The sequence below is a fragment of the Delftia tsuruhatensis NBRC 16741 genome, assembly GCF_001571325.1.
GTDB classification, from domain to species: Bacteria; Pseudomonadota; Gammaproteobacteria; order Burkholderiales; family Burkholderiaceae_C; genus Comamonas; species Comamonas tsuruhatensis.
In genome coordinates this window covers 20,702-46,366 of the sequence record NZ_BCTO01000035.1, presented here as the reverse complement: position 1 = coordinate 46,366, position 25,665 = coordinate 20,702, and the positions used below count along the sequence as shown (strand labels likewise).

Below are 25,665 nucleotides of genomic sequence, written 5' to 3'. Positions count from 1 at the left end.
TCAGAACGCCGTGGACGACAGCGAGGCCCAGAGATGGGCCGCGACCAGGGCGCGCCAGGGCGCGAAGTCCCGCAGCCACAACTCGGTCTGCGCGGCGTCCACGGATTCCGTCTCCAGCAGCCGCGCCAGGGCGCGGCGCACGGCCACATCGCCGTGCAACGGGCCGTCCAGGTGGCCATAGCCGCGCAGCAGCATGTAGTTCACGGTCCACGGGCCGACGCCCTTGAGGGCCAGCAGCCGCCGGCTGATCTCGCTGGCGGGCAGCTCGGGCATGGCGGCCCAATCGTCCAGCGGCAGTTCGCCCGCCTGCACGGCATGCGCCAGCAGGCGCAGCGTATGGGTCTTGCTCCGGGAAAAGCCGGCCGCGCGCAGGTCGTCCTCGCTCAGCTGCGCCACCTGCGCGGCCTCCGGCATGCACCACAGCTGCTGCGGCGCGTCGGCATGGCCATCGTGCAGCGCCACCGGCTGGCCGGCTGCGGCGATCAGGCGGCGGCGCAGCGACACGGCTGCCGCCACGCTGATCTGCTGCCCGGTGACGGCCCAGCTCAGCGCCTCCCAGGGCGTGCAGGCCGCGGGCACATGCAGGCCAGGCTGGCGCGCCAGCAGCGGTCCCAGCCGCTCATGGCGGCCAAAGCGGCGCTCGAACTCCCCCACATCCTGGGACAGTCCGAACATGCGCCGCAGCATGGCGGCCAGCACATCGTCCATGCCGGTGATTGCGCCCGCATCGGCGGGCAGGCGCCATCGGGCCTGGACCACGGCCGCCTCTTCGCACTGCTGCCTCAGCTCCAGGGTGAGCAGCGTGGGAAGGCCTTTCCACATCAGGCCCTTGTGCATGCGGATGGTGCCGCCATCCTGCAGATCGCATTCGGACAGGCGCTGGGCATCGCGCCGGTGAAAGCCCCAGAACTCGGTCATGCGGTAGCCGGCCGGCAGCGTCAGTTGCTGCTGCGCCTGATAGGTCTGGCCGGTGCCACGCCCTTGCCCTGGCCCTTGTCCTTGCCCGCTCATGCGCTTCCTGCCTGGCGCAGCGGTGCGTGCCCAGCGTCCTTGCCAGCCGCCTCCTGCGCCTGGCGCGCCTCGCGCAGCAGCAGGGCGCGCTTGCGCTCCACGCCCCAGCGGTAGCCGGAGATGCTGCCGTCATTGCGCACCACGCGGTGGCAGGGCACGGCCACGGCAATGGGGTTGGCCGCGACGGCGCTGGCCACGGCCCGGGCACCCGTGGGCATGCCCAGGCGCAGGGCCAGTTCCGAATAGCTCAGGGTCTGGCCGGCGGGAATGGCGCACAGCGCCTGCCATACGCGCTGCTGGAAGGCCGTGCCCTGCACATCCAGCGGCAGTGCCAGGCCCCGGCGCGGCTGCTCGACCAGGGCCACGACCTGGGCCACGGTGTGCTCGAATCCGGCATCGCCGCCCACCAGTTCGGCCAGCGGAAAGCGCTGCTGCAGGTCCTGGACCAGGGCCTCGGCATCGTCGCCCAGCAGCACGCAGCACACGCCGCGATCGGTGCTGGCCACCAGGATGCTGCCCAGCGTGCATTCGGCCACCGCAAAGCGGATGGTCTGGCGCATGCCGCCGCGCCGGTAGTCACCGGGCGCCATGCCCAGCATGGCGCCTGCGTCGCGGTAGAAACTGCTGCTGGCCGCATAGCCGCTGAGGTAGGCGGCATCGGTGACCGAGTCGCTCTGGCCTGGCTGCAGCGCCTGGCGCAGCGCACGCGCGCGGTGCGCCTTGGCATAGGCCTTGGGCGTGAGGCCCGTGGCCTGCTTGAACAATCGGTGCAGCTGCCAGGGGCTCAGCCCCGAGCGTTCTGCCAGCGCGCCCAGGGCGGGGGGCGGCTCCTCGGTCTCCAGCCAGCGGCAGCATCGGGCCACCAGGGCAGCGGGGTTGGCAGGGGCATCGCTGGCTTGATTCATGGCTTGGTGGGACACGGCATGTCTTTCAGGATCATCGGATGCCCTACTCTACGCAGCCCGGCGCGGGCGCGCATCCCGCTTCTTGCAAGCCGCAGGATTGCTGCGCGGGATTCGGTTACGCTGCGCCCTGCATTTTCCGCATCGAGACTTGCGAGACTCCCACATGACCACCGAACACTCCGGCTGTCCCATGAACAGCCCCGGCCGCACCGAATCCATCGTCAAAGAGGAGCGCGCCCAGCTGGACTTCAGCCAGTCCATGAGCTATGGCGACTACCTGCACCTGGACCAGATCCTCACGGCACAGCACCCGCTGTCGCCCGCGCATGACGAGATGCTGTTCATCATCCAGCACCAGACCAGCGAGCTGTGGATGAAGCTGATGCTGCATGAGGTCCGAGCCGCCACGGCCGCCATCGCAGGCGGCACGCGCGCCGACGCCTTCAAGATGCTGGCCCGCGTGAGCCGCATCATGGAGCAACTGGTCAGCGCCTGGACCGTGCTGTCCACCATGACGCCGCCCGAGTACACGGCCATGCGTCCCTACCTGGCCAACTCCAGCGGCTTCCAGAGCTACCAGTACCGCTGCATCGAGTTCTCCCTGGGCAACAAGAATGCCGCCATGCTCCAGCCCCATGCCCACCGGCCCGATCTGCTGGCCCAGGTGGAGGCGGCATGGCGCTCGCCCTCGCTCTACGACGTGTCCCTGCAACTGCTGGCGCGCGAGGGCATCGAGGTGCCCGCCGACCGGCTGGAGCGCGACTGGACCCAGCCCTACGAGGCCAGCGAAGGCGTCAAGCAGGCCTGGATCACGGTCTACCGCGATCCCCACCAGCACTGGGACCTGTACCAGCTCGGCGAAAAGCTGGCCGACATCGAGGACGCCTTCCGCCTGTGGCGCTTCCGCCATCTGACGACTGTGGAGCGCGTCATCGGCTTCAAGCGCGGCACGGGCGGCACCGGCGGCGTCAGCTACCTGCGCAAGATGCTGGACGTGGTGCTGTTCCCCGAAATCTGGGCGCTGCGCACCGAGCTATAAGAACTGGCGGGCGCCACCGACGGCAGACCGCTGCGGTGGCGACAGCGCGCATGCGCGCAAACGGGTAAGCTGCGGCGCCAGGAGAAATACCGTGTCCGCAGCGCCGCAACAGCCCCCACACAACAACACACACACAGAGGCTTCGCAGACCTCCACCGCAGCACCGCCGCCACGCAGCCAGCTGCTGTGGGCCATGCTGCTGGCCCTGCTCTCGGCCTTTGCGCTGAGCCAGGCCTTTCGCACCACGACCTCGGTCATGGCGACCGACCTGCAGCAGGATTTCGGGCTTACGGCCCAGTCGCTGGGGGCCTTTGCGGGCCTGTTCGGACTGTCCTTCGGCGTGGCCCAGTTGCTCATGGGCATCGGCATGGATCTCTACGGCCTGCGCCGCACGGTGCTGCTGTCGTTTCCGCTGGCGATCGCGGGGTCGGCACTGTCCGCCGCCGCACCCAATTACGGCTGGCTGATGGTGGGCCAGTTGCTGATCGGCGTGGGCTGCTCGCCGGCCTTCCTGGCCTGCACCATGTTCATCTCGCGCCACTTTCCCGTGGACCGCTTCGCCTTTCTGTCGGGCGTGGGCATGGGCGTGGGCGGCTTGGGGCTGCTGTTCACAGGCACGCCGCTGGCCTGGCTGGTCCAGCATTTCGGCTGGCGCTCGGGCTTTGCGCTGCTGGCCGTGATGTCGGCCCTGTCGTGGCTGCTGATCTGGTGGCGCGTGCACGAGCCCGCCCGCCGCGGAGCACAGACCGCCGCACGGGAAAGCTGGGGCGTGGCGGCACGCCGCATGGCCGAGCTGTTCACGCTGCCGCACACGCTGGGTATCGTCCTGCTGGCCATGGCCTGCTATGCATCGTTTCTGGCGCTGCGCGGCCTGTGGCTGGGGCCGCTGCTCATCCATCGCTATGGCTTTTCGCTGGTGGAAAGCGGCAATGTGGCGCTGGTCGTATCGATGATCTCGCTGTTCAGCCCCGCGATTTTCGGGCGCATGGATCCCGGCCCAGGGCGGCGCCGGCGCTGGCTCACCAATTACTCGCTGCTCATGGGCAGCCTGTTCATGCTCATGGCCTTTTTGCACCATGGCTGGACCAATGTGGCGCTGATCTTCGCCATGGGCCTGCTGTCGGGCTATTCGGTGCTGCAGTACGCCGATGTGCGCGCTTCCTACCCGCCCGAGATGACCGGCCGCGCGCTGTCGCTGTTCACCATGGCCATGTTCCTGGGCGTGGCCCTGGTGCAATGGTTCACGGGCTGGGTGGCGGCCTGGGCCGAGGCCTGGGGCGTGGAGCCCTACAAGGCCGTGATGATCTCGATTGCGGCCACCCTCGTCGGTGCGTCAACCGCGTTCCGTTTCCTGCCCTCCTCGCCGCTGCTGCGCCAGGCATCCGCCGCCTAGCGGCCGGAGTCTGTGCCTCTACAAGGCGTTGGCGGCCGAGCCATCGCCACGGTACAGCCAAGGCAGATCCATCAGCCGGGAGCCCAGCAGGCGCAGTGACAGGTCACGCCCCCAGCGCACCGGACCCGTGGCATGGAAGATGCGGCCGTTGCGCTGCGAGCGCGCCTGCACGCGCGCATTGCGCTGCCAGCGATTGAGCGCGTAGCGGCGCAGGCGCATGTTCACATCCAGGTCATGCATGGACAGGGCGCGCTGCAGCTCCGCTGCATCTTCAATCGCCATGCCGGCGCCCTGGGCCAGATAGGGTCGCATGGGGTGGGCGGCATCGCCCAGCAGCGCCACCACGCCGCGCGCCATCTGCGCGGCCGATTGCACGGGCGGGCGATCGCCCACCGGCCACAGCCGCCAGTCACCGCCAGCGGCAGGCACATGCTGGACCAGGTCCAGCAGCTGCGGGCAGCTGCCCTGCAGCACCCGCACCAGATCATCGAGATTGCCCGCGTGGTCCCAGTTCGCCAGGTCCTCGGGCGCCGAGCCCTGGACGATGACCACCAGGTTCTGCAGCTCGCCCCGGCGCACGGGGTACTGGATGGCATGCATGCGCGAGCCCAGCCAGGCCGTGACATCAGTGGCACGCAGCCGCTTGGGCAACTGGGCCTGGTGCACCAGGGCGCGGTAGGCCAGGTGCCCGGTGACACGCGGCGGGCCGTCGCCCAGCAGCTGCTGGCGCAGGACGCTGCGCACGCCGTCGGCAGCGACCAGGGCATCGCCTTCGATCAGCTTGCCGGCCTGGGTTCGCACGGTGACCACGCCGTCCGTTTCGGAAAAGCCTTCAATGGGCTGGCCCAGGTTCAGGTGCATGCCCGGATAAGTCTGAGCGGCTTCCTTCAGCAGCTGCTGCAGATCGGCCCGGTGGATGGTGGCGTAGGCAGCGCCGTAGCGATGCACGGCCTCGCTGCCCAGAGGCATGTGCCCCAGTTCCTGCCCTGTGGCGGCGCTGCGCACCCGCAGGCTGTCCGGCAGCGCCACCACCTGCTGCAGCGGCTTTTGCAGGCCCCAGGCCTGCAGGCGGCGCACCACATTCGGCCCCAGCTGGATTCCAGCCCCCACTTCGCTGAGCACGCGAGCCTGTTCGAAAAGACGCACTTCCCAGCCCGCCCGCGATGCACCAATCGCGGCAGCCAGGCCACCAATGCCGCCGCCGGCAATCAACACCTGCTTGTTCATGCGCGTATTGTGCCCCTGCCTTCGCCCATGGTGGCTGGTGCCTGGATATTCAAGTCGGCCACCACTGAAGAAAATCAAAAAATCATCGGATTTGTCTGAAACACGCATGCATCCGCCATGCGTTGAGACGCCAAGACCCGGAAACACCCACCTCGCATGCTCCAAACTGCCGCAAGGTGCATCACTGGCACCGTGCATTTTGCGTTACCGCCAGGAATCGGCCCTGGCATCGCCGCCGCGCAATGTCCGTGCACAGGCCCACGCTTTGCACAGCGCATGATAGTCATTCTCAACCGAGTCAATTTTTGACAAATGGCCGTGCCAATGAAAAAAGCCCGCACAAGGCGGGCTCTTTCAACATGCGCGATGGAAAAATCAGATGACGAACTTTTCGCGGTCCTGATTCTGAATCCACTTCGGCGGCTTGCCGCGTCCGGTCCAGGTCTGGCCAGTGGCGGGATCACGGTACTTGGGCGCCACCTTGGTGCCCGTTGCACCCGCATTGCCGCGACCACGAGCCGAAGGAAAGACGTCATCCGCAGTCAGGCCATATTCGGCAATCAAATTGCGAACCTTGCCCACGGCGTCAGACAGTTCACGCTTGCGCGCTTCCTGGATCTGTTGCTCCAGTTCCTGTCGCTGCTTCAGCAATTCCTTGTAAGAGCTCATGGTGTGCGCCTTGAAAGTTGTTTAAGAGCTTTCATTATAAAAACATAATCGCCCTACAGGGCAAGACGCATGTAAGCAAAATCCACAATATCGCAGTTGCCTATTGCAGCGAGGAGCCTTCGGATAATTCCGAAATGGCAAGCACCTTGTCAATGCGTTTGCCATCGAGATCAATCACCTCGAAGATCCAGCCCGCGCAGCTGATCCGCTCTCCCAGAACCGGCAAATGACCGCTTTCCGCCATGAGAAGGCCGGCAACGGTGTTGTATCGGCCACGGTGCTCATCGGGCAGGTCACGAATATCGAGGCGCGCCTTCAGCTCCGATATGGGCATCAGCCCGTCCAATAACCAGGAGCCATCCCCACGCTGCATGGCCCATGCTTCCGTTTCGGTCACAGGCTGTAACTCGCCGGTAATCGCCTCCAGCAAATCGCGCGGCGTCATGATGCCCTGCACCACGCCATATTCATCCACCACGAACACCATGCGCCCGGATCGGGCACGCAATTGCTCCAGCAGTTCCATGGCGCTGAGCGTCTCGGGCAGGAACGAGGCCGGCAGCACATGCTCGTAGAGCGTGGAGCCCGCCGCATCGGGACCCAATGCCAGCAGGCGCGCCACGCTGATGATGCCGACCACGTCATCAAGGGAATTGCGGCACACCGGATACCAGGAATGGCCGCCCTTTGCGTGGTCATCGGCCGAGGCCTGCAATGCCTCGGTGACGGTCATGTCGGCATCCAGCCATTGCACATCGCCGCGCGGCACCATGATCGACGTCAGCGAGCGGTCATCGAGATGGAAGACGTTCTGCACCATCTGATGTTCGCTGGCCTCGATGACGCCGGCATCGCGGCCCTCGGCAAGGCTGGCCGCGATCTCCTCCTCGGTCACGGAGCGTGCCGCCGATTCATTGATGCGCAGCAAGGTCAGCATGGCGCGGGTGGAGAAGGCCAGCAGCCGCACAAAAGGCTTGGCTGCCGACGCCACCCACGTCATGGGCCGCGAGACCACGATGGCCACGGTTTCGGGATAGAGCTGGCCGATGCGCTTGGGCACCAGCTCGCCGAAAACGATGGTGACGAAGGTGATCACGGTCACGACGACTGCCGTTGCCGAAATGCTGGCTGCGCGCTCTGGAACGCCCAGGCCCAGCAGCCATGCGGCCAGTCCGTCGCTGAAGGCCGCCTCACCCAGGATACCGTTGAGCAGGCCGATGGAGGTGATGCCCACCTGCACCGAAGAAAGAAATTGCGTGGGGTTGTCGAGCAAGGCCAGTGCCGCCACCGCCCCCTTGTCGCCTGTTTCAGCCAGTGCCACCAACCGAGCCTTGCGGCTGGAGGCCAGTGCCAATTCGGACATTGCAAACACCCCATTGAGCAGCGTAAGCAACGCGATCAGCAGAAAATCCATGGTTCGTATATCAGAAAGAAGACCATGGCACTTTACTGTATCGGTGATATCCAGGGATGCCACGACGCCTTTGAGCGCCTGCTGCAACGCGTGGATTTCTCCGCCAGCCGCGATACCTTGTACATCCTCGGCGACCTGGTGAATCGCGGCCCGGCATCGGACAAGGTACTGCGCACCTGCATGGCCGCCGGCGACTCCATGCGCGCCCTGCTGGGCAACCATGACCTGCACCTGCTGGCCGCCGCCCACGGCGTGCGCCGCAACAGCCGCCGCGACACCTTGGCCCAGGTGCTGCAAGCGCCCGATCGTGACCAGCTGCTGGACTGGCTGCGACAGCAGCCGCTGGCGCGCAGCCACCGCACGGTGCATGGCGATGAGCTGCTGATGGTCCACGCAGGCGTGCTGCCGCAGTGGACCGCCCAGGAAGTGATGGACCTTGCAGGCGAGGTGCACACGGTACTTCGCAGCGCACAATTGCCGGATTTCCTGCAAGCCATGTACGGCAACCAGCCCGATCGCTGGTCGCCGGATCTGCAGGGCTGGGAACGGCTGCGTGTCATCGTCAACGCGCTGACCCGGCTGCGTTTTTGCAGCGCTCAGGGGGTCATGGATTTCGACAGCACGGAGTCGGCAGAGCAGGCGGCGCCAGGACTCATGCCCTGGTTCGATGTGCCGGGCCGCGCCACGGCGGGCGTGCCCATTGCCTTTGGCCACTGGTCCACGCTGGGCCATATCAACCGGCCCGATCTGGTGGCGCTGGACACGGGCTGCGTCTGGGGTGGCTGCCTGAGCATGATGCGCTTCGGCGACCATCTGGCGGACAGGGAGCTGATCCAGGTGGATTGCCCGCAGGCCCAGGCCCCAGGCTGATCGGGAGCAGCCCGTGCACCCATGAAAAAACGCCTGCAAGGCAGGCGTTATTCGGGAGGCAGGCCGCGTGTGCGGCGCTCAGACCTCGGAGGTGGCGACGGGCGCGGCGGGCGCGACCGGTGCCTTGAACAGCGCCGCCAGCTTGCGCTTGGGCTTGATGTTGCCGCCGGCCTTGGGCGCAGCGCGCTGGCTTTCCCAGTTGGCGTCGGCGCTGGCCGAAGGCTCATAGGGCTTGTCGAAGAAGGGGTCGGAATGCGCCGGGCGCTGGGCCATGCGCGAGCCGCGATGGCCGAAGCCCGTGCTGCCCCGTGCTGCATCGGCACCGCGATCGCCACGCTCGCCACCGCGATCCCGTTCACGACCGTACCCGCCGCCAGCGCCTTGGCGCGGCAGCTCGTCGAAACGGTGACCACGCGGTGCGCTGCCGCGGAAATCTTCCATGGGGCAGGTTTCGACGTTGATCTTCTTCTTGATGAGCTTCTCGATCTCGCCCACCAGGCGCGCATCGTGGCTGGTCACCAGGGTCACGGCAATGCCGGAGGCGCCTGCGCGGCCCGTGCGGCCGATGCGGTGCACATAGTCTTCGGCGTTGAAGGGCACGTCGTAGTTGAAGACGGCCGGCACGTCCTTGATGTCCAGGCCGCGGGCCGCGACATCGGTACACACCAGCAGATCGACCTCGCCGCGCTTGAAGGCTTCAAGCGCCTTCAGGCGCTCGTCCTGGCTCTTGTCGCCGTGCAGCGCCGTTGCGCGCAAACCGTCGCGCTCCAGCGCCCGCGTCAGGCGGGCGCAGCCCAGCTTGCTGTTGGAAAAGACGAAGGCCTGGCGGATCTCGCGCTGCTTGAGCAGCGAACGCAGCGCATAGCGCTTGTCGTCGTCGCTGACGCTGTAGAAGCGCTGCTCCACCGTGGACGCCGTCTCGTTGGGACGGGCCACTTCGATGGTGACGGGGTCTTGCAGGTAGCTGCCGGCCAGGCGCTTGATCTCGGGCGAGAAGGTGGCGCTGAACAGCAAGGTGGTGCGTGTCTTGGGCAGATGGGACAGGATGCGCTGCAGGTCGGGCAGGAAGCCGATGTCCAGCATGCGGTCCGCCTCGTCGAGCACCACGTACTCGACCTGGTTGAGCACCACGTTCTTGGCTTCGATATGGTCAAGCAGCCGGCCCGGCGTGGCCACCAGCACCTCGACGCCCTTTTTCAGTTCCAGCGTCTGCGGTTTCATGTCCATGCCACCGAACACCACGGTGCTGCGCAGCTTGGTGTACTTGGCGTACTGGGCGATCTGCTGAGCCACCTGGTCCGCCAGTTCGCGCGTGGGCAAAAGCACCAACGCCCGCACGGGGTGCCGTGCAGGCGAAGCGGAGGCATTTTCGTGGCGCATCAGCCGCTGCAGCAACGGCAGCGAGAACGCTGCCGTCTTGCCCGTGCCGGTCTGGGCTGCGCCCATGACATCCTTGCCGGTCAGAACAACCGGAATGGCCTGCGCCTGGATGGGCGTCATGGACTCGTAGCCCATGTCGGCCACGGCGCGCGCCAGGGACTCGGCCAGTTGGAGATTGGAGAAAGAGCTTGTCATTGAGGACGCTATTGTCGCACCTAGCGCGATTTGTGCGTTGCAATAACGCCAATTGGCACCTGGACAAGCATGGCGTTGCGTGAGCGCAACCCGCAAAAACCCGGTACGAGGGCCCGCTATGCGGGCATTTTTTCATCGCCGGGCCGCCGCCTCGAGATGGGAAAGCGCCCCTCGGGGGGCATTTTTCAAAGCGAAGCGGCCGAGAAAGTGTCGCAGGACTTGACGCTGCCGGTGCGCAGACCGGTGCTGAACCAGCGCTGGCGCTGGGCACTGGTGCCATGCGTGAAACTGTCGGGCACGACGGCGCCGCCACCGGCGCGCTGCAGGGCGTCGTCGCCGATCTTGGAAGCGGCATTCATGGCCGACTCCACATCGCCCTGCTCCAGGATCTGGCGTGCGCTTTGCGCGCGGTTCGCCCAGACGCCCGCCAGGCAATCGGCCTGCAGCTCCAGCTTGACCGACAGCTGGTTGTATTCGACCTTGCTGACGCGGCCCCGCGCACGGTCCACCTGGGCGCTGATGCCCAGCAGGTTCTGCACGTGGTGGCCCACCTCATGGGCAATCACATAGGCCTGGGCAAAGTCGCCGGGGGCGCCCAGCTGGTTCTTGAGCGTCTCGTAGAAGCCCAGGTCGATATAGACCTTCTGGTCGGCAGGGCAGTAGAACGGCCCCATGGCGGACTGGCCCGTGCCGCAGGCCGTGGGCGTGGCGCCGCGGAACAGCACGAGCTTGGGATCGGCATATTGGGCGCCGCCCTGGCGGAACACCTCGCGCCACACATCCTCGGTATCGGCCAGCACGGTGGAGACGAAGCGGGCGAGCTGGTCGTCGGCCGGCGGCTTGTGGGCCGGCCCCTGGGGCTGCTGCACCTGCACCGGCGCGCCGCCGCTGAGCGCCCCCAGGATGGTCAGCGGATTGATGCCCAGCACCCAGCCACCGACCAGGGCGATGACGATGGTGCCGATGCCGATGCTGCGCCCGCCAAAGACGGGACCACCACCGCCACCACCACCGTCATCACGGCGGTCCTCCACATTGTCCGACTCGCGGTTGCCTTCCCATCTCATGGTGTTCGCTCCTGGATCTGTGCTGCGGCCTGCAGCATCGGGCGGCGATATTACGTCGGAACCTGCGGGGCCGCAGCGTCCGCAGTCCCGGCAATGATACGGCGTGTATCAGCGCACGGGCTGCACCGCCATGGGGGCAGTGACGGGCGGCGCCTGGCTGCGCAGTACCTGCTCGCGCGCCACCAGCACCATGCCGGCCAGCAGCGCGGCGACGATGCACAGGCCGACGACGACCGCCAGGCCCAGCCCCCATCCGCCGCGCCTGCGCCGCTCGCGTGCAGGCTCGCCGGGCCTGCGGGGCGCAGGTGCCTGTTCGCTGGGAGGCTCCTCGCGCTGCCACGGTTCGGGCGCGGGCCCGCGCCGCTGCTGCTCGTAGCGCGGGGCCGATTCCTTGCGGGCAGCTTCGGGCCGCGCCGAACCGTCCCAGCTGGGCTCCTCGCGCGGATAAGAAGGCTTTTGTGACATAGGCGACATCGTAGTGCCTGCGCAGGCCTGCGCGGGCCTGGGTGCACCACCGGACACATCGCGCATTGGCCTGCGCGCGCCTACTGTGTACAGTCGCGGCCATGAGCCATTCCAGCACGCACTCCTCCGCCGCCCTAGACGCGCAGGCCACGGCCGCCCTGCTGCCCTGGAAGGAGCTGGCCGAAGAGATCGCGGCTGTACTGCTGCAGCCCCGGGCAGTGCAGGTGCCGCCGCGCATCGTGATGCCACTGCCCGCAGGAGGCAGCCTGTTTTGCATGCCCGCCACCGATGGGCAGGTGGCCATGACCAAGCTGATCAGCCTCACGCCCGGCAATGCCGGCACGCCGCGCGCCACCATCCAGGGCGATGTGGTGGTCTTCGATGTGGCCACGGGCGAGCGCCGCCTGATCCTGGACGGCCCCACGGTCACGGCGCGGCGCACGGCCGCCGTATCGCTGCTGGCCGCGCAAAGGCTGGCTCCCAATCCGCAGGGCCCGCTGCTGATCGTGGGCGCCGGCGTGCAGGGCCTGGCCCATATGCAGGCCTTTGCAGCAGGCCTGGGCGTGCGCGAGGTCCAGGTGGCATCGCGCAGCGCCGAAAGCGCCCAGTCACTGGTCAGCCAGGCGCATGCCATGGGCCTGCAGGCCAGTGCCGTGCAGGATCTGGAGGCCGCCGCGCGCCATTGCCCGCTGATCGTGACCTGCACGCCGGCCCGCGCCGTGGTGCTGCATGCAGCCCCGCGCGCCGATGCCTTTGTATCGGCCGTGGGCGCCTTCACGCCGCAGATGGTGGAGCTGGCGCCCAGCCTGTGCCTGGACCTTGCGCAGGCGGGCCGCGTCGTCGTCGATACCGCAGATGCGCTGCACGAAGCGGGTGATCTGCTGCAGGCGGGCATGGACGTGGCCGCCCTGCCCACGCTGGAGCAGGTGGTGCGCGAGCAATGGCTGCGCCCGCAGGTGCCGGTGCTGTTCAAATCCTGCGGATGGGGGGGCTGGGACCTTGCGGCCACCCGCCTGGCAATGCGCCGGGCTGCGCTTCAGAACAGTTGACGACGGATTTCTGCGTTGAACGAGCTTTCTCCCCCGGATTCCCCCGCCCCGCCCCCAAGCACCGAGCCCGGCCGCTGGCAGCGCCTGGGCCTGCGCACGCAACTGGCCCTGGTCTTCGGCTCGCTGCTGGTGGGCGTGACGGTGCTGATGTCACTGGCCTTCGGCGAACTGCTGCGCTGGCGCATGGAGCGCGAGGTCAGCGCCTCGCTGCATGCCATGGCCTCCAACGCGGCGCGGCAGTTGTCTGAAGGGCTGTTCAGCCGTGCCCATACCGTGGAGGTGCTGGCCGCTTCGCCGGAGCTGTGGGTGCAAGGGCTGGATTCCCCGGGCGTGGGAGCGCTGCTCAACCGCGCCCGTTCGCTGACGCCGTCCAACCTCTGGATAGGCGTGGCTGACGCCGAGGGCACGGTGCGCAGCGCCACCGACCAGTTGCTGGTGGGCCACGATGTCAGCGACCGGCCCTGGTTCGAGCCGGGGCTGCAGCGCGTGCATGTGGGCGACGTGCGTGCCTCCTCGCCGCGCATGGCCGCGCTGCTTGCGCCCCCGGCCGACGGCGCGCCGCGCCGGTTCATGGACTTTGCAGCGCCCATCCGCGTGGGCGGACTCACGCAGGGCGTGCTGTGCATGCACAGCAGCTGGGAATGGGTGCGAGAGACCATGCAGACCTTGCAGCAGGCCGACAGCGGGGATCGCCAGATCGGCCTCTTCATCTTTGACCGCCACGGCAAGATCATCCACGCCCCGGGCGACAGCCTGGAGCCGCTGCAGGCGCTGGACCAGCGCCTGCCGGTGGCCCATACCGTGTCTGCCGATACGTCCGATGCCACGCTGCTGCCCGTGCAGGTGGCGCGCTGGCAGGACAGCCCGCAGAGCTTTCTGACGGCCACCGTGCCGCTGCAGGCCCACAACCGGGTGACGGCCATGGGCTGGCACATCGTGGCCCGCCAGCCGCACGACAGCGCCTATGCGCCCGCGCGCCAGGCCATGCACCAGGTGCTGGCCGGCGGCCTGGCGGCGGCGCTGGTGGCCGCCGTCATCGCCTGGCTGGTGGCACGCAGGCTCAGCCAGGACCTCAAGCGCCTGGCCCGCGCGGCCAACGGCATCGATGGCAGCGGCGCGGCGCCGGACATTCCGCAGCTGCACAGCAGCCGCGAAGTGCACCGCCTCTCGCAGGCGCTGCGCGGCAGCATTGCCCAGCTGCGCTCGGCCAACGAGGCCATGGAGCGCCAGGTGCGCGAGCGCACCCTGCAGCTGCAGCAGGCCAATGCCGAGCTGGAGCACCAGGCGCGCAGCGATCCGCTCACGGGCCTGCTCAACCGCCGGGGCTTCGATTTCCAGCTGGACTTCGCCATGGCGCTGGCGCGCCGCAGCGGCCGCCCCTTGAGCGTGCTCGTCATCGACGTGGACCACTTCAAGCGCATCAACGACCAGCATGGCCATGACATGGGCGACGCCGTGCTGCGCACCCTGGCGCGCGCCTTCCGCATGCGGCTGCGCGAGTCCGACGTGCTGGCCCGCATGGGGGGCGAGGAATTCCTGGCCCTGCTGCCCGACACCACGGCCGACGCGGCCGTGGCCATTGCAGAGCAACTGCGCGAACTGCTGGCCTCCACGCCCATGGCCCACGGCGAGCCCGTCACCGCCAGCGTGGGCGTGGCCACGCTGCGCGGCACCACGGACACGGCCGCCGCCATGCTGCGCCGTGGCGACGAAGCGCTGTACGAGGCCAAGGGCGCAGGCCGCAACAACGTGCAGCTTCAGCGCTGAGACGGCCCCGCGCCGCTTTCTGCCCCCTCGGCTTGCCGCCTGCCGCAAAACACCAGTGCGGGAAAAAACATCACACTAATACTCAAATTGAGCATATTATTCGCAGCCATCACCAGACCTTTTCCACAGTCCCGGACGGCCACCATGCAGCTCAAATCCGTGCAGTACGACAAGCCCCATTTCTCCCACGCCGGCCAGTGCGGCATCGGCGAGGCATGGGCCCGCATTCCCCCTGAACTGGACCGCGCCCAGCGCCTTCGGACCACCGAGCGCATACGCGCCCTGCTGCACGAGCGCGATGCCGTGCTCGTGGCCCACTACTACGTGGATGGCGAACTGCAGGACCTGGCGCGCGAGACCGGCGGCTGCGTGGGCGATTCGCTGGAGATGGCGCGCTTCGGCGCCCAGCACCAGGCCAGCACCCTGGTCGTGGCCGGCGTGCGCTTCATGGGAGAGACCGCCAAGATCCTCAGCCCGGAAAAGCGCGTGCTCATGCCCGACGACGACGCCAGCTGCTCGCTGGACCTGGGCTGCCCGGCAGACGAGTTCAGCGCCTTTTGCGACGCCCACCCGGACCGCACGGTCGTGGTCTACGCCAATACCAGCGCGGCGGTGAAGGCGCGCGCCGACTGGGTGGTCACATCGTCGGTGGGACAGGACATCGTGGCCCACCTGCACGCCTGCGGCGAGAAGATCCTCTGGGCGCCCGACCGCCACCTGGGCGCCCACATCCAGCGCCAGACCGGCGCCGACATGCTGCTGTGGCATGGCTCCTGCCTGGTCCATGACGAGTTCAAGGCCGACGAACTGGCCGCCATGGCACTGGAGTATCCGCAGGCCGCCATCCTCGTGCATCCCGAGTCGCCGGCCGCCGTGGCCGCCCAGGCGGACGTGGTGGGCTCCACCACCCAGCTCATCAACGCGGCTGGCCGGCTGCCCACCGACACCTTCATCGTCGCCACCGACCAGGGCATCCTGCACGACATGCGCATGCGCTACCCGGGCAAGACCTTCCTGCCCGCGCCCACGGCCGGCCAGGGCGCCACCTGCAAGAGCTGCGCCATGTGCCCGTGGATGGCGATGAACAGCCTGCAGGGCGTGGAGCTGGCCCTGGAGCAGGGCCTGTGCGCCATCGAGGTGGACCCCGCCATCGCCCAGGCCGCGCGCCGGCCCATCGAACGCATGCTGGCTTTCGCGGCCGGCCACCGCCAGCCCGTGCGCGCCAGCGGCGACCTTGCGCGCGATGCGGCGCTCTTCCAGCACTTCGGTCCCGCCTGAGGACAGCGCCATGACACAGCCTTGCACAGACGTACTCATCATCGGCGCCGGCCTGGCCGGCATGGCCGCTGCCCTGTCGCTGCCGCCGCATCTGCGCGTGGCCCTGCTCAGCAAGGGCGCGGCCGAGGAATGCGCCAGCGCCTGGGCCCAGGGCGGCATTGCCGCCGTGCTGGATGCACAGGACAGCATCGACGAACACCTGGCGGACACCCTGGTCGCGGGCGCAGGCCAGTGCGATGCGCAGGCCGTGCGCGCCATCCTTGAGCAGGCGCCCGACGCCATCGATTGGCTGGTGGCCCACGGCGTGCCTTTCACGCGTGACGACAGCGGTGGCCTGCACCTCACGCGCGAGGGCGGCCACGGCCGCCGCCGCATCGTGCATGCCGCCGACTGCACCGGCCAGGCCGTGCACGCCGCCCTGCTGCGCGCCTGCCGGGAGCGCGCGAACATCGATTTGCATGAACACACCAGCGCGCTGGACCTGCTGACCGAAGGACAGCCTGCGCACTGCACAGGCGCGCTGGTGCGCCTGCCCGATGGCCGCCAGCAGCGCTGGCATGCCGCGCATACCGTGCTGGCCACGGGCGGGCTGGGGCAGGTCTATCCAACCACCACCAACCCGGCCACCGCCACGGGCGATGGCGTGGCCATGGCCTGGCGCGCGGGCTGCCGCGTGGGTGATCTGGAGTTCATGCAGTTCCATCCCACAGCCCTGCAGGTGGGCGGCCGCGCGGCCGGCCTGGTCTCCGAGGCATTGCGTGGCGAAGGCGCCCTGCTGCGCCTGCCGGACGGCACGCGCTTCATGCCTGCCCATGACGAGCGGGCCGAACTGGCGCCGCGCGACATCGTGGCCCGGGCCATCCGGCACGAGATGGACCGCCATGGCCTGGCCTTCGTGCACCTGGACATCAGCCACAGGCCCCGCGCCTGGCTGCAGTCGCATTTCCCGGGCGTGATGGCCCTGTGCGCCAGCCATGGCATCGACATTGCGACGCAGCCGATTCCCGTGGCCCCCTGCGCCCACTACGCCTGCGGCGGCGTGCTGGCCGATATCGACGGGCGCACGGATGTCGATGGCCTGCACGCCATCGGCGAGGTGGCGCGCACCGGACTGCACGGCGCCAACCGGCTGGCCAGCAATTCGCTGCTCGAATGCGTGGTGATGGGCCGCGCGGCCGCCCGGGCCATCGCGCAGCAGCCGGCTGCCGCCCCGGCGCCGGCCCGGCCGACCGAAACCCTGCAGGCCGGCGCACAGGAGCAGGACACGGCCGCCGTCGCGCAGGAGTTGCGCCAGCTCATGCAGGACTGCGTGGGCATACAGCGCAGCGACCAGGGCCTGGCACAGGCCGTGCAGCGCATTGCGGCATGGCGGGAAAGGCTGGCACCTGCCGCAGGCCATGCGCTGCGCAACCAGCTCGATGTCTGCTGGCTCATGGCCACGGCTGCCGCCGCACGGCGCGAGAGCTGCGGCGCGCATTCGCGCATCGACGCCACACCGGCGCTGGTGGAATGAAGAATGACCCCCACGCTCCCCAAGGGGGCCGCTTTTCATCTTGGGGCGGCCCAGCGATGAAAAATGTCCGCTGTCAAGTCTTTCTTGCAGACATGCAGCGGTGCGAAAGGGCTTATGGGGCAATAGGTTAGCCTAGATTCAGGCTGCGGCGCGCTCTTGCTGCATTTCTAGCTAGGTGCCACATGGGTGCTTCGCGGTGGCAAACGCAGGGGCGCCGCAGCGGGCAAGATCGCATAGCCATCTATGCCCCGGCTGGTCGCAATCCATTCCCAAAAACGGAAGCGCAGCCCGAGGCTGCGCTTTCATCGTGAGCGGATGGTGGATGCGCCCGCATCGTCAACCCGGCTTCGGCGGTGCGGCCTTGTTCCCACTTCCCTTCCTGAATCCCCGATCCCCCGCCATGAACGCCTCCAGCATGTGCGGGATCAGCGTCACCGCATCGACCGCCTCGCCATACGCCTGTGCGTGCAGCGCGGCGTAACGGTCGAGGTCGGCTTTCAGGCTGGCCGGGCAGGTGAACGTCAGCTTCGTGCTACCGCTGGACGGCAACGGGCCGAGGCGGAGTTTTCGGGCGGTACTCATCGCGCACCTTCAAGCTGATAGAACATGGGTTGGTAAGGACGCAACACGAGGTCGCGCGCCACGATCACCCGAACCGGCAAGCCCGGCCGTGCCGTCAGCGTCGGCTGGATGTTCATGTTGCGCCGGGTGATCTCCTGCCCGACCTGATTGATGCTGTCCTGCGCGCTGTCGCGCCCGGCGATCACGATGCGGTTGCCGTCCTGCCGGTTCTCCGGCGCGGCCAGCTCGGCGCCGACGCCCAGCAGCGTCGTCAGCACCGCACCGGCAAAGATGCGCTTCCAGTGCCAGTCCACGTCGTCTTCCAGGCCCGCGTAGCCGGCCGGGTCGGTGCCCACGAGATTGTCGAGTGTCAGCGAGGACGTGTCCGGCAGGATGACGCGGTTCCACACCACCTGCACGCGGCTCTGCCCGTAGCTGACCTGGCTGTTGTATCTGCCGAGGATGCGCGATCCCTGCGGGATCAGCAGGAACTTGCCCGTGGCCGTGTCATAGACCGGCTCCGTGACGGTGGCGATCACATCGCCCGGAAGATCGGACTTGATGCCCGTCACCAGCGCGCCTGCGATCACCGTACCGGCCATCACCTGATACGGCGACGCCGGCAGCGCCAAATTGCCGGAATTGCGGGTTTCCGTAGAACCGGCTTTCAGGAACGCCTCTTTCTGCTCTTGCCGGTTCTGCACGGCGGTCGGGTCGGCAGGCTGGGCCGCCGTCGAGGCAGGCCCGGCAGCGAGCGGGTCGAAAGCCGCGAGTGTGCTGGCACCGCTCGCACCCGGCGCCGCCTGCGCCACCGTGGCGGCCGCCTGGCCTTGGCCGCCCGAGCGGAAGAACACCGACGAAGCCGCAGCGGCCTCCGCTTCCTTGCGCAAGGCGTCATTCGGATCATGGCCGGGGGCCGTGTAAGCGGCCATGGCCGGCTGCTGCGAGTTCACGATGGCCGGGCCGAGATCGCCCGGCAGCGGCGGCCCCAACTCGGGCACCTTCCGCAGCTTCGAGTAGTCGGAAGGCAGGCCATCCAGCCCCTCGGACTTCGATACGCGATCGACGTTGTAAAGCTCGGTCTGTTCGCCCGCGTCGCGCCGGTGCGGCTGCAATGACCAGATCGTGGCCCCGAGCACGGCGACCGACAGGCCGCCGACGAGGATGGCCAGCGTGCGCCGGTTCAGGCGCGTGACCGGGCGCGGCTGTGCGCGCAGCGCCACTGCCTCGGGCGCTACCTTGCCCGCCTGTGGCGTGGCGAGGTCGGGAGTGTCGTCCTGGCTCATGGTCAGTTCCTCCGCGTGCCGTCCGTGCGTTCGATGCGCACCACGTCGCCCTTGTCGCCTCCCAGGCGCAGTTCGGCCGCGCCGAACAGGCGATCCACGATGTAGTACGGCGGCCGAAAGCGGTAGTTCACCAGTTGCCCATCGCCCTGTGCGCCAATGACGAACAGCGGCGGCAACTCGCCCTGGGCGATGCCGGGCGGGAACTGGATATAGACCTTCTCCCCGTCGTCGAAGGCGCGCAGCGGCTTCCACGGCGGATTGCTGCCGCTGACCGTGTAGCGGAAACGGATCTTCTCCAGCGAGAGCCCGGTATCGACCGGCGCGACGGCGCTGGCCGCCTGTGCCTGACGCTGCAAGGCCAGCATCTTGTCCTTCGGATACTCCCAGGACACCGACGCCATCCATGTCTTTTCGGTCGAAGTCAGCTCCATCAGGTACGTCCTGCGGCTGGTGGTGATGACCAGATTGGTCTTGAGGCCCGAGCGGATCGGTTTGACCATCACGTTGACGCGCAGCGCTTCGCCGCTGCCGCTCGATGTGTCCCCGACGATCCAGCGCACCGTGTCGCCAGCGGCCACCGTCACCAGCTCCTCGCCCGGCTGGAGCGCGATCACGGTCACGCGGCCCACGGCCGCATAGACCTGATACAGCGCGCCATCCGTGAAGGGCCAGACCTGAATCGCATTGACGTAGCCCTCGCGCGTGGGCGCGACTCGCGCCTCGGTATTGGCCCGTGAGACGCGCACCTTCTCGTCGGCCGGCTCCGGCACCGGCTTGGCTTCTTCGCCCTCGGGCGCCGGCTTCAATTGCGCCGGCATTGGCAGCACCTCGGGCACGGCGACCGCCTCCACAGGTGCGGGCGGCTCCGGCAGCTTCTGCGCCTGCACCGGCTCATCGAGCGAGATGGTCGGCGGCGGCTTGCCCTGCGTGGCGCAGCCCGCCAGGGCAAGCAGGATCACCGGCAAAACTGATTTACGGAAAAGATCATTCATGGTTTTGCTCCTTCGGAAGAATCCAGTTCGCGGCTCCACGACAGGCCGTTGACGTAGATGCCTAGGGGGTTCTTGCGCAGGCGCTGTTCGGTGCGCGGGGTCTGCTGCACGATGGAAATCACCGCGTTCCAGCGTTCGGTGCCGGCAGGAGCGCCATTGACGAAGCGTTGTTCCGTCCAGCGCACGTTGAACGAGGCATCGCTCGCGCGGGTCACGCTGGTGATCTGCACCGTCACCGACTCCTTGCCGATGCGCGCGAACGGATCGTTCACGCGGGCGTACTCGTTGAGCACCACGGCGCCTTTGTCGGTGGTGTAGTCGTAGGCGTCCAGCCAGTTCTGCCGCACCACGATGGGGTCGATGGACAGCGAGCGCACCAGGCCAATGAAGCGGCCCAGGTGGTAGGCCACCTGGGCATCGCTGGGCTTGTACGGCGTGGCGGCCTCGCCCACGGCGCGCACCTGGCCCGCGTTGTCCACCTCCACCACGTAGGGCGTCACGATGGACTGCGCGGAACGCCACACGAGGCCGCCGGCCATCAGCACCGCCAGCGTCAGGCAGCCAAAAGCCATCAGGCGCCAGCTCCTGGCCTGCACGCGGGACGAACCGATACGTTCGTCCCACACCTGCGCGGCGGACTGGTAAGGGGTCGCAGGCTGCGGCGTATCGGCGTAGCGCACCTGCGGTCGTTTGAATCGCATGGTTGTTCTCCTTGAAGATCAGGAATCGGAATCGCGCAGACTCGGCCCCTGGCTGGAGCTGCCGCCGTCGCCCCCGCGCAGCGCGTGGGCGGCGGTGGTTGCGGCATGGGTGAGTTGCTGGCGGCGATGCAGGCGTTTGGCCCAGGCGGGTTGCTCTTGCGGCGCGGTGGAGGGCGTATCACCACCAGACGCTGGGCCGCCCGATGCGGCGGCTGTACCGCCTCCCGCCGAAGTCGTGCCTTCCTGGCGGAAAGCTGCGGCGGTACGTTCCTTCATCGAACGCGCGCCATCGGCCACCTTCTGCCCGGCTGCCTGAGCGCCTGTCTTGGCGACATTGCCGAAGCCCGCAGCGGCACCCTTGAGGCCACCGCCTGCCGAAGCAGAACCGGCCTGGAACGCCGACCGCGCGCTGCTGGCGGCTCCAGCAGCAGCCCGCGCGCCGCTGCCGGCCAGCCTTGCGGCTGCGGGCGCCATGCGCGCTCCAGCGGCTACCGCGCCGCCAACGCCCGTGGCTGCGGCGCCGACGGCAACGGCAGCGCCCGCAGCGCCCAGCGCAGCACCGGCCATCGCACCAGCGCCAAGCTGCGGCCCGCCAGACACCAGCCCAGTTGCAATGCCTGGCCCGAAGATGCCCAAGGCCAGCAGGGTCAGCGAGGCCAGCATCACGACCAAGGAGTGGTCGATGGATGGCTCGGCGGGATGTACCTGAAACTCGGCGAACAGCCCCGAGCCGATGCCCACGATGACCGCGAGCACCAACACCTTGATGCCGGACGACACCACGTTGCCCAGTACCTTTTCGGCGAGGAACGCGGTCTTGTTCCAGAGTGCGAACGGCACGAGCACGAAGCCCGCGAGCGTGGTCAGCTTGAACTCGATCAGCGTGATGAAAAGCTGGATCGCCAGCACGAAGAAGCACAGGATGACGATCAGCCACGCGAGGAACATCACGACGATCGGCGTGATGTTCACGAACACCTCGGGGAAGCCCGCCATATTGCCGATCTGCTCAAGGATCGGCGCCCCGGCGTCGATGCCGACCTTGGCCAGCCGCCCAGGGTGCAGGAAGTTCTCCATGCTCAAGGTCGAGCCGCTGGCCGTCAGGCCGAGCCCGGCGAAGGAGCGAAACAGGATGCCGGCCAGCGTGTTGAAGTTGCCGATGATGTAGGCGAAGGCACCGACATAGAGCACCTTGCGGATCAGCTTGGCGAACACGTCTTCGCCCTGGCCGACCGCATGGCCCATCGCCCAGAACAGCCCGGCGATCGTCATGTCGATGATGATCAGCGTGGCGGTCAGAAACGCCACCTCGCCATGCAGCAGCCCGAAGCCCGAGTCGATGTAGCGCGAGAAGGTATCGAGGAAGCGGTCAATCACCGTCACGTCATTCATGGCGAGTCCTCCTGCCCAGGTTCTTTGGCATCGGCGGGTTCATCGAAGCTGGGCGGAATCGGCGGCAGGTCGGCCAGCGTCTGGTACTCGCCCGGCCCGGCCTGGCCGGAGAGAAAGCGCCGCAGGTCGGCCTGGGCCACCTGCGCGCAAAACGCGCCTTCGTGCGCGCCCGCGCGGCACTGCGCGCGCAGCGTGTGCAACCGGGATGGATCGGTGGCCAGTGAAGCCACCGACAGCGGCTGAAAGCAGCCGGACAGCAGGAACGCGAGAGCGAACACGACAGGCGCGTACTTCATGGCCGCACCTCGTCAGTGGTTGTAGAAATCGACGGATTGCGGCGTGTACGGCGTGCCACTCCCCAGGAAGCGGCGCGTCACCTCGCGTCCGCGCTCCGTGGCTGCCGCCTGCCGCGCCAGTTCCAGCGCGGCAGCGCGATCCTGCGTGATCTGGAGCCGCTGCGACTGGATGGATTGCTTGGCCTGCAAGGCCAGCAACTGGTTCATGGCTTGCATCGCTTGCAGCGCACCTTGGGCCGACTGGCTCTTGCCCACGAGGTCGGCCAGCGCGCTTTCGTCTTCGCCCAGGTTCTGCGACACCTGGGCCTGCATCTGCATCGTGGTCTGCAAGCCGTTGAGCGTGTTCTTCCACCGCTCCTGCGTGTCGCGGTACATCTGGTCGCCGCTCACCGTGGCGGCGTACTGCTCGGGGTACAGGCGCTGAAACTCCCGATCCAGATTGGTCACGTCGTAGGCCAGGCCGCGCGCCTGGTCGATCAGCCGCTGCGTGGTCGCCAGATTGGCGCGCAACTGGCCGACCACGCTGGACGGCAGGCTGGCCAGGTTGCGCGCCTGGTTCATCAGCATCTGCGCTTCGTTCTGGAGCTGCTGGATCTGGTTGTTGATCTGCTCCAGCGTGCGGATCGCGGTCAGCGTGTTCTGCACGAGGTTCGTGGGATCGACCACGACCCATTGCGCATGGGCGGTGGCGGTGCAAAGCATGGCCGCGATGGCGGCGGCAATAAGACGCTTCTTCATGGCAGGTTCTCCAGGGGTTGGTCAGCAAGGGAACCCGGCGCGAGGCCGGGGAACGAGGGCAACAGATCGGCCGCCCAATCAAGGCCGCGATGGCGCAGCCACGCGCCCGCGAAGCCGGGCACGCCGGCGTCCAGCAGCACGCGGTCTATGTCGCGCTGGTCTTGTGGCGTAGATGCGCCCGCAAACGCCAGCGCCGCCGGCCCCAGGTCGAGGTCGAACAGGCGGTTGCCGAGGCGGGATTGGTAGTAGTAGTCGCGCTTGGGCTGTGCGGTGGCGACGATTTCGATCTGCCGCCTGTTGAGGCCGAAGCCTTCGTAGATCGTGCGAATCTGCGGCTCGGTGGCCTGCGGGTTGGGCAAGAAAATCCGACTCGCGCAGCTCTCGATGATCGCGGGCGCGATGCTCGAATCCTTGATGTCGGCGAGGCTCTGCGTGGCGAAGATGACGCTGACGTTCTTCTTGCGAAGCGTCTTGAGCCACTGGCGGATACGCGCGGCAAACACCGGGTCGTCGAGGAACAGCCACGCTTCGTCGAGGATTAGCAGCGTGGGCGCACCGTCGAAGCGTTCGTCGAAACGCGCAAAGAGGTAATGCAGCACGGCCATGACGGCGGCCTTGCTGTGCATCAGCTCCTCCATCTCGAAGCACTGCACGTCGGCCATGCCGAGACGGTCATGGTCGGCATCCAGTAGCTTGCCGTGCGCGCCGCCGAGCACATACGGCGCGAGCGCCTGGCGCAGCGCGTTGGACTGCAAGAGGACGGAAAGCCCGGTCATCGTGCGCTGCCCCATCGGCGCACCGGCAAGGCTTCCCAGCGCCGACCAGATGGCGGCCTTCTCGTCAGGGCCGACCGGCACCCCTTCGTGCAGCAAGCGGCCTTCGATCCATTCGGCGGCCCAGGTGCGGTAGCCCTCGCGGTCGATACGTGCCAGTGGCTGGAAGGCGATTTCGCCATCCGTGCCCAGGTCGTAGTGTTCGCCGCCCAGGCCGAGGATGGTGGCCCGCATGGAGCGGCCCATGTCGAAGGCGAAGATGCGCGAGCCGCGATAGCGGCGAAATTGCATCGCCAACGTGGCGAGCAAGACCGACTTGCCCATGCCAGTCGGCCCCGCGACCAGCGTGTGGCCCACGTCGCCGATGTGCGTCACCAGCCGGAACGGCGTCGCGCCATCGGTGCGCGTGACGATCAGCGGCGGGCCATCGAGGTGGTCGTTCTTCTCCGGCCCGGCCCATACCGCCGACACCGGCATCATGTGCGCCAGGTTCAGCGTCGAGACGATGGGCTGGCGCACGTTGGCGTAAGCGTTGCCTGGAATGGATGACAGCCACGCATCCACGGCGTTGAGCGTTTCCGGGATGGTGACGAAGCCGCGCCCTTGGATGACCCGCTCCACCATGCGCAGCTTCTCGTCGGCTACGGCCGGGTCGGCATCGAGCACCGTCACCGTGGCGGTGAGATAGCCGAAGGCGACTTGATCGCTGCCCAGTTCCTGCAAGGCGGCATCGGCGTCGGTCGCTTTGTTGCTGGCGTCGGTATCGACCAGCGGGCTTTCCTGCTGGAAGATCGTTTCGCGCAGCAGCGCGATGACGTTCTTCCTTTTTGCAAACCACTGGCGGCGCAAGCGGGTGAGTTCTTTTTCCGCCTCGGATTTGTCCAGGCAGAGAAAGCGTGTGCTCCAGCGATACGCAAAGCCCAGGCGGTTGAGGTCGTCCAGAATCCCCGGCCAGGTCGAGGTCGGAAAGCCCCGCACCGATACCACGCGCAGGTGCTGGTCGCCCAGCATGGGCGCCAGGCCACCGACCAGCGCGGAGTCGGTCAGCAGCGCGTCGATGTGGAACGGCACCTCGGGCACGCCGACGCGGTAGCGCCGCGTCGAGATGGTGGCGTGCAGGTAGGTCAGCGTCTGGCTGTCGTCCAGCCAGGCAATCTCCGGCGTCACGCCATCGAGCAGGTCGAAGACGCGATCGGTTTCCGCCACGAAGGCATCGAGCCGGCCGCGCCAGTCCACGCCTTCGGTGGGCCGGTTCTCATACAGCATTCCCGCCGCGCGGGTGCGAGATTCCTCCGGCGGTAGATATTGCAGCGTGAAGTGGTAGATGCTCTCAAAATGGCTGTCCGACTCCTCGAATGCCGCACGTCGCTCCTCATCCACCATCCAGGACAGTGGTTCGGGAAAGGAGGACTGCGGATAGCTCGAAGCCTGCACCCGCTCGGCCTCGATATAGAAGGCCCAGCCAGACCCGGTGCGGCGAAGCGCGTTGTTCTGCCGTGCCGACGTGGCAATCAGTTCGCCCTGTGTGGCACTGTCCAAGTCAGGGCCGCGAAACTGGAACGATCGTTGAAACGAACCGTCTTTGTTCAGCACAACACCTGGCGCGACCAGCCCGGCCCAGGGCAGCCAGTCGGCCAGCAAGGCCGGGCGCTGGCGGTATTCGGCGAGGTTCAGCATCGTGGCA

At 67.7% G+C, this 25,665-nt stretch carries 23 protein-coding genes; 7 read left to right on the top strand and 16 right to left on the bottom strand.

What is annotated here, in order from left to right; translation table 11 throughout:
* Together DTS01S_RS17940 and ada are read right to left on the bottom strand one after the other, a co-directional pair.
* Positions 1–1,011 (bottom strand): DNA-3-methyladenine glycosylase family protein, encoded by a 1,011-nt coding sequence (locus DTS01S_RS17940; RefSeq protein WP_017407565.1) that lies wholly within the window; start codon positions 1,009–1,011, stop codon positions 1–3.
* Positions 1,008–1,916: a bifunctional DNA-binding transcriptional regulator/O6-methylguanine-DNA methyltransferase Ada gene (gene ada / locus DTS01S_RS17935; protein WP_017407564.1), complete on the bottom strand. Its 909-nt coding sequence runs from the start codon at positions 1,914–1,916 to the stop codon at positions 1,008–1,010. The genes DTS01S_RS17940 and ada overlap by 4 nt, the downstream gene beginning before the upstream one ends.
* A 163-nt stretch (positions 1,917–2,079) precedes the next feature.
* On the opposite strand from ada, the gene kynA reads away from it, so the two are divergent.
* On the top strand, positions 2,080–2,955 hold the full coding sequence (gene kynA, locus DTS01S_RS17930; protein WP_034365327.1) for a tryptophan 2,3-dioxygenase: 876 nt from the start codon (positions 2,080–2,082) through the stop codon (positions 2,953–2,955).
* A 91-nt stretch (positions 2,956–3,046) separates the two neighbouring features.
* Positions 3,047–4,348, top strand: coding sequence for an MFS transporter (locus tag DTS01S_RS17925; RefSeq protein ID WP_026062157.1), 1,302 nt, complete (start codon positions 3,047–3,049; stop codon positions 4,346–4,348).
* Positions 4,349–4,366: 18 nt separating this feature from the next.
* Here DTS01S_RS17925 and DTS01S_RS17920 read toward each other — a convergent pair whose 3' ends face one another.
* The 3 genes from DTS01S_RS17920 to DTS01S_RS17910 all read right to left on the bottom strand — a co-directional run bounded on the left by DTS01S_RS17920 (position 4,367) and on the right by DTS01S_RS17910 (position 7,658).
* Complete coding sequence (locus DTS01S_RS17920; protein ID WP_017404493.1) at positions 4,367–5,575, bottom strand: FAD-dependent monooxygenase; 1,209 nt, start codon at positions 5,573–5,575, stop codon at positions 4,367–4,369.
* Between the two features lie 375 nt (positions 5,576–5,950).
* Complete coding sequence (locus DTS01S_RS17915) at positions 5,951–6,244, bottom strand: H-NS histone family protein (RefSeq protein ID WP_016449004.1); 294 nt, start codon at positions 6,242–6,244, stop codon at positions 5,951–5,953.
* A 100-nt stretch (positions 6,245–6,344) separates the two neighbouring features.
* Positions 6,345–7,658 (bottom strand): hemolysin family protein, encoded by a 1,314-nt coding sequence (locus DTS01S_RS17910; protein WP_016449005.1) that lies wholly within the window; start codon positions 7,656–7,658, stop codon positions 6,345–6,347.
* Between the two features lie 24 nt (positions 7,659–7,682).
* On the opposite strand from DTS01S_RS17910, the gene DTS01S_RS17905 reads away from it, so the two are divergent.
* Positions 7,683–8,528, top strand: coding sequence for a symmetrical bis(5'-nucleosyl)-tetraphosphatase (locus tag DTS01S_RS17905; RefSeq protein ID WP_016449006.1), 846 nt, complete (start codon positions 7,683–7,685; stop codon positions 8,526–8,528).
* A 78-nt stretch (positions 8,529–8,606) separates the two neighbouring features.
* On the opposite strand, the gene DTS01S_RS17900 is transcribed toward DTS01S_RS17905, so the two are convergent.
* The 3 genes from DTS01S_RS17900 to DTS01S_RS17890 form a co-directional block, all read right to left on the bottom strand.
* Positions 8,607–10,103 (bottom strand): DEAD/DEAH box helicase, encoded by a 1,497-nt coding sequence (locus tag DTS01S_RS17900; protein ID WP_016449007.1) that lies wholly within the window; start codon positions 10,101–10,103, stop codon positions 8,607–8,609.
* 185 nt (positions 10,104–10,288) lie between these two features.
* On the bottom strand, positions 10,289–11,170 hold the full coding sequence (gene ypfJ / locus DTS01S_RS17895) for a KPN_02809 family neutral zinc metallopeptidase (protein ID WP_017404492.1): 882 nt from the start codon (positions 11,168–11,170) through the stop codon (positions 10,289–10,291).
* 108 nt (positions 11,171–11,278) lie between these two features.
* On the bottom strand, positions 11,279–11,635 hold the full coding sequence (locus DTS01S_RS17890; protein WP_017404491.1) for a hypothetical protein: 357 nt from the start codon (positions 11,633–11,635) through the stop codon (positions 11,279–11,281).
* Between the two features lie 101 nt (positions 11,636–11,736).
* Here DTS01S_RS17890 and DTS01S_RS17885 point away from each other — a divergent pair, with 101 nt between their 5' ends.
* The 4 genes from DTS01S_RS17885 to nadB all read left to right on the top strand — a co-directional run bounded on the left by DTS01S_RS17885 (position 11,737) and on the right by nadB (position 17,242).
* Positions 11,737–12,684 carry a delta(1)-pyrroline-2-carboxylate reductase family protein gene (locus DTS01S_RS17885; RefSeq protein ID WP_016449010.1) on the top strand — a complete coding sequence of 316 codons (948 nt, stop codon included), beginning with the start codon at positions 11,737–11,739 and terminating at the stop codon, positions 12,682–12,684.
* A gap of 15 nt (positions 12,685–12,699) precedes the next feature.
* Positions 12,700–14,451 carry a sensor domain-containing diguanylate cyclase gene (locus DTS01S_RS17880; protein ID WP_016449011.1) on the top strand — a complete coding sequence of 584 codons (1,752 nt, stop codon included), beginning with the start codon at positions 12,700–12,702 and terminating at the stop codon, positions 14,449–14,451.
* 144 nt (positions 14,452–14,595) lie between these two features.
* Positions 14,596–15,729, top strand: coding sequence for a quinolinate synthase NadA (nadA, locus tag DTS01S_RS17875; protein ID WP_017405637.1), 1,134 nt, complete (start codon positions 14,596–14,598; stop codon positions 15,727–15,729).
* A 10-nt stretch (positions 15,730–15,739) separates the two neighbouring features.
* The gene (nadB, locus tag DTS01S_RS17870) at positions 15,740–17,242 is read left to right on the top strand and encodes an L-aspartate oxidase (RefSeq protein ID WP_061288266.1); all 1,503 of its coding nucleotides are present in this window, start codon (positions 15,740–15,742) and stop codon (positions 17,240–17,242) included.
* Between the two features lie 336 nt (positions 17,243–17,578).
* Here nadB and DTS01S_RS17865 read toward each other — a convergent pair whose 3' ends face one another.
* The 8 genes from DTS01S_RS17865 to trbE are packed head-to-tail and all read right to left on the bottom strand — an operon-like array spanning position 17,579 to position 25,658.
* Positions 17,579–17,824 carry a DUF2274 domain-containing protein gene (locus DTS01S_RS17865; protein ID WP_009517047.1) on the bottom strand — a complete coding sequence of 82 codons (246 nt, stop codon included), beginning with the start codon at positions 17,822–17,824 and terminating at the stop codon, positions 17,579–17,581.
* Positions 17,821–19,089, bottom strand: a complete 1,269-nt coding sequence (locus DTS01S_RS17860) for a TrbI/VirB10 family protein (RefSeq protein WP_009517046.1) — start codon at positions 19,087–19,089, stop codon at positions 17,821–17,823. The genes DTS01S_RS17865 and DTS01S_RS17860 overlap by 4 nt, the downstream gene beginning before the upstream one ends.
* A gap of 2 nt (positions 19,090–19,091) precedes the next feature.
* Positions 19,092–20,081 (bottom strand): P-type conjugative transfer protein TrbG, encoded by a 990-nt coding sequence (gene trbG, locus DTS01S_RS17855; protein ID WP_009517045.1) that lies wholly within the window; start codon positions 20,079–20,081, stop codon positions 19,092–19,094.
* Positions 20,078–20,782 carry a conjugal transfer protein TrbF gene (gene trbF / locus DTS01S_RS17850; RefSeq protein ID WP_009517044.1) on the bottom strand — a complete coding sequence of 235 codons (705 nt, stop codon included), beginning with the start codon at positions 20,780–20,782 and terminating at the stop codon, positions 20,078–20,080. The genes trbG and trbF overlap by 4 nt, the downstream gene beginning before the upstream one ends.
* An 18-nt stretch (positions 20,783–20,800) precedes the next feature.
* On the bottom strand, positions 20,801–22,174 hold the full coding sequence (gene trbL / locus DTS01S_RS17845; protein WP_009517043.1) for a P-type conjugative transfer protein TrbL: 1,374 nt from the start codon (positions 22,172–22,174) through the stop codon (positions 20,801–20,803).
* Entirely contained in the window at positions 22,171–22,470 is a 300-nt protein-coding gene (locus DTS01S_RS17840) for a hypothetical protein (RefSeq protein ID WP_009517042.1), read from the bottom strand. The genes trbL and DTS01S_RS17840 overlap by 4 nt, the downstream gene beginning before the upstream one ends.
* A gap of 12 nt (positions 22,471–22,482) precedes the next feature.
* Positions 22,483–23,208 (bottom strand): P-type conjugative transfer protein TrbJ, encoded by a 726-nt coding sequence (trbJ, locus tag DTS01S_RS17835; protein WP_009517041.1) that lies wholly within the window; start codon positions 23,206–23,208, stop codon positions 22,483–22,485.
* A complete protein-coding gene (trbE, locus tag DTS01S_RS17830; protein WP_009517040.1) occupies positions 23,205–25,658 on the bottom strand; it encodes a conjugal transfer protein TrbE in 2,454 nt (817 codons plus the stop codon). Before trbE ends, trbJ begins: the two co-directional genes overlap by 4 nt.
* Positions 25,659–25,665 lie beyond the last annotated feature (7 nt).

What these genes read in the sequence shown, in the direction of transcription:
- DTS01S_RS17940 (WP_017407565.1), bottom strand. Translation starts at nt 1,011, where the DNA reads ATGAGCGGGCAAGGACAAGGGCCAGGGCAAGGGCGTGGCACCGGCCAG.
- ada (WP_017407564.1), bottom strand. Translation starts at nt 1,916, where the DNA reads ATGAATCAAGCCAGCGATGCCCCTGCCAACCCCGCTGCCCTGGTGGCC.
- kynA (WP_034365327.1), top strand. Translation starts at nt 2,080, where the DNA reads ATGACCACCGAACACTCCGGCTGTCCCATGAACAGCCCCGGCCGCACC.
- DTS01S_RS17920 (WP_017404493.1), bottom strand. Translation starts at nt 5,575, where the DNA reads ATGAACAAGCAGGTGTTGATTGCCGGCGGCGGCATTGGTGGCCTGGCT.
- DTS01S_RS17915 (WP_016449004.1), bottom strand. Translation starts at nt 6,244, where the DNA reads ATGAGCTCTTACAAGGAATTGCTGAAGCAGCGACAGGAACTGGAGCAA.
- DTS01S_RS17910 (WP_016449005.1), bottom strand. Translation starts at nt 7,658, where the DNA reads ATGGATTTTCTGCTGATCGCGTTGCTTACGCTGCTCAATGGGGTGTTT.
- DTS01S_RS17905 (WP_016449006.1), top strand. Translation starts at nt 7,683, where the DNA reads ATGGCACTTTACTGTATCGGTGATATCCAGGGATGCCACGACGCCTTT.
- DTS01S_RS17900 (WP_016449007.1), bottom strand. Translation starts at nt 10,103, where the DNA reads ATGACAAGCTCTTTCTCCAATCTCCAACTGGCCGAGTCCCTGGCGCGC.
- ypfJ (WP_017404492.1), bottom strand. Translation starts at nt 11,170, where the DNA reads ATGAGATGGGAAGGCAACCGCGAGTCGGACAATGTGGAGGACCGCCGT.
- DTS01S_RS17890 (WP_017404491.1), bottom strand. Translation starts at nt 11,635, where the DNA reads ATGTCACAAAAGCCTTCTTATCCGCGCGAGGAGCCCAGCTGGGACGGT.
- DTS01S_RS17885 (WP_016449010.1), top strand. Translation starts at nt 11,737, where the DNA reads ATGAGCCATTCCAGCACGCACTCCTCCGCCGCCCTAGACGCGCAGGCC.
- nadA (WP_017405637.1), top strand. Translation starts at nt 14,596, where the DNA reads ATGCAGCTCAAATCCGTGCAGTACGACAAGCCCCATTTCTCCCACGCC.
- nadB (WP_061288266.1), top strand. Translation starts at nt 15,740, where the DNA reads ATGACACAGCCTTGCACAGACGTACTCATCATCGGCGCCGGCCTGGCC.
- DTS01S_RS17865 (WP_009517047.1), bottom strand. Translation starts at nt 17,824, where the DNA reads ATGAGTACCGCCCGAAAACTCCGCCTCGGCCCGTTGCCGTCCAGCGGT.
- DTS01S_RS17860 (WP_009517046.1), bottom strand. Translation starts at nt 19,089, where the DNA reads ATGAGCCAGGACGACACTCCCGACCTCGCCACGCCACAGGCGGGCAAG.
- trbG (WP_009517045.1), bottom strand. Translation starts at nt 20,081, where the DNA reads ATGAATGATCTTTTCCGTAAATCAGTTTTGCCGGTGATCCTGCTTGCC.
- trbF (WP_009517044.1), bottom strand. Translation starts at nt 20,782, where the DNA reads ATGCGATTCAAACGACCGCAGGTGCGCTACGCCGATACGCCGCAGCCT.
- trbL (WP_009517043.1), bottom strand. Translation starts at nt 22,174, where the DNA reads ATGAATGACGTGACGGTGATTGACCGCTTCCTCGATACCTTCTCGCGC.
- DTS01S_RS17840 (WP_009517042.1), bottom strand. Translation starts at nt 22,470, where the DNA reads ATGAAGTACGCGCCTGTCGTGTTCGCTCTCGCGTTCCTGCTGTCCGGC.
- trbJ (WP_009517041.1), bottom strand. Translation starts at nt 23,208, where the DNA reads ATGAAGAAGCGTCTTATTGCCGCCGCCATCGCGGCCATGCTTTGCACC.
- trbE (WP_009517040.1), bottom strand. Translation starts at nt 25,658, where the DNA reads ATGCTGAACCTCGCCGAATACCGCCAGCGCCCGGCCTTGCTGGCCGAC.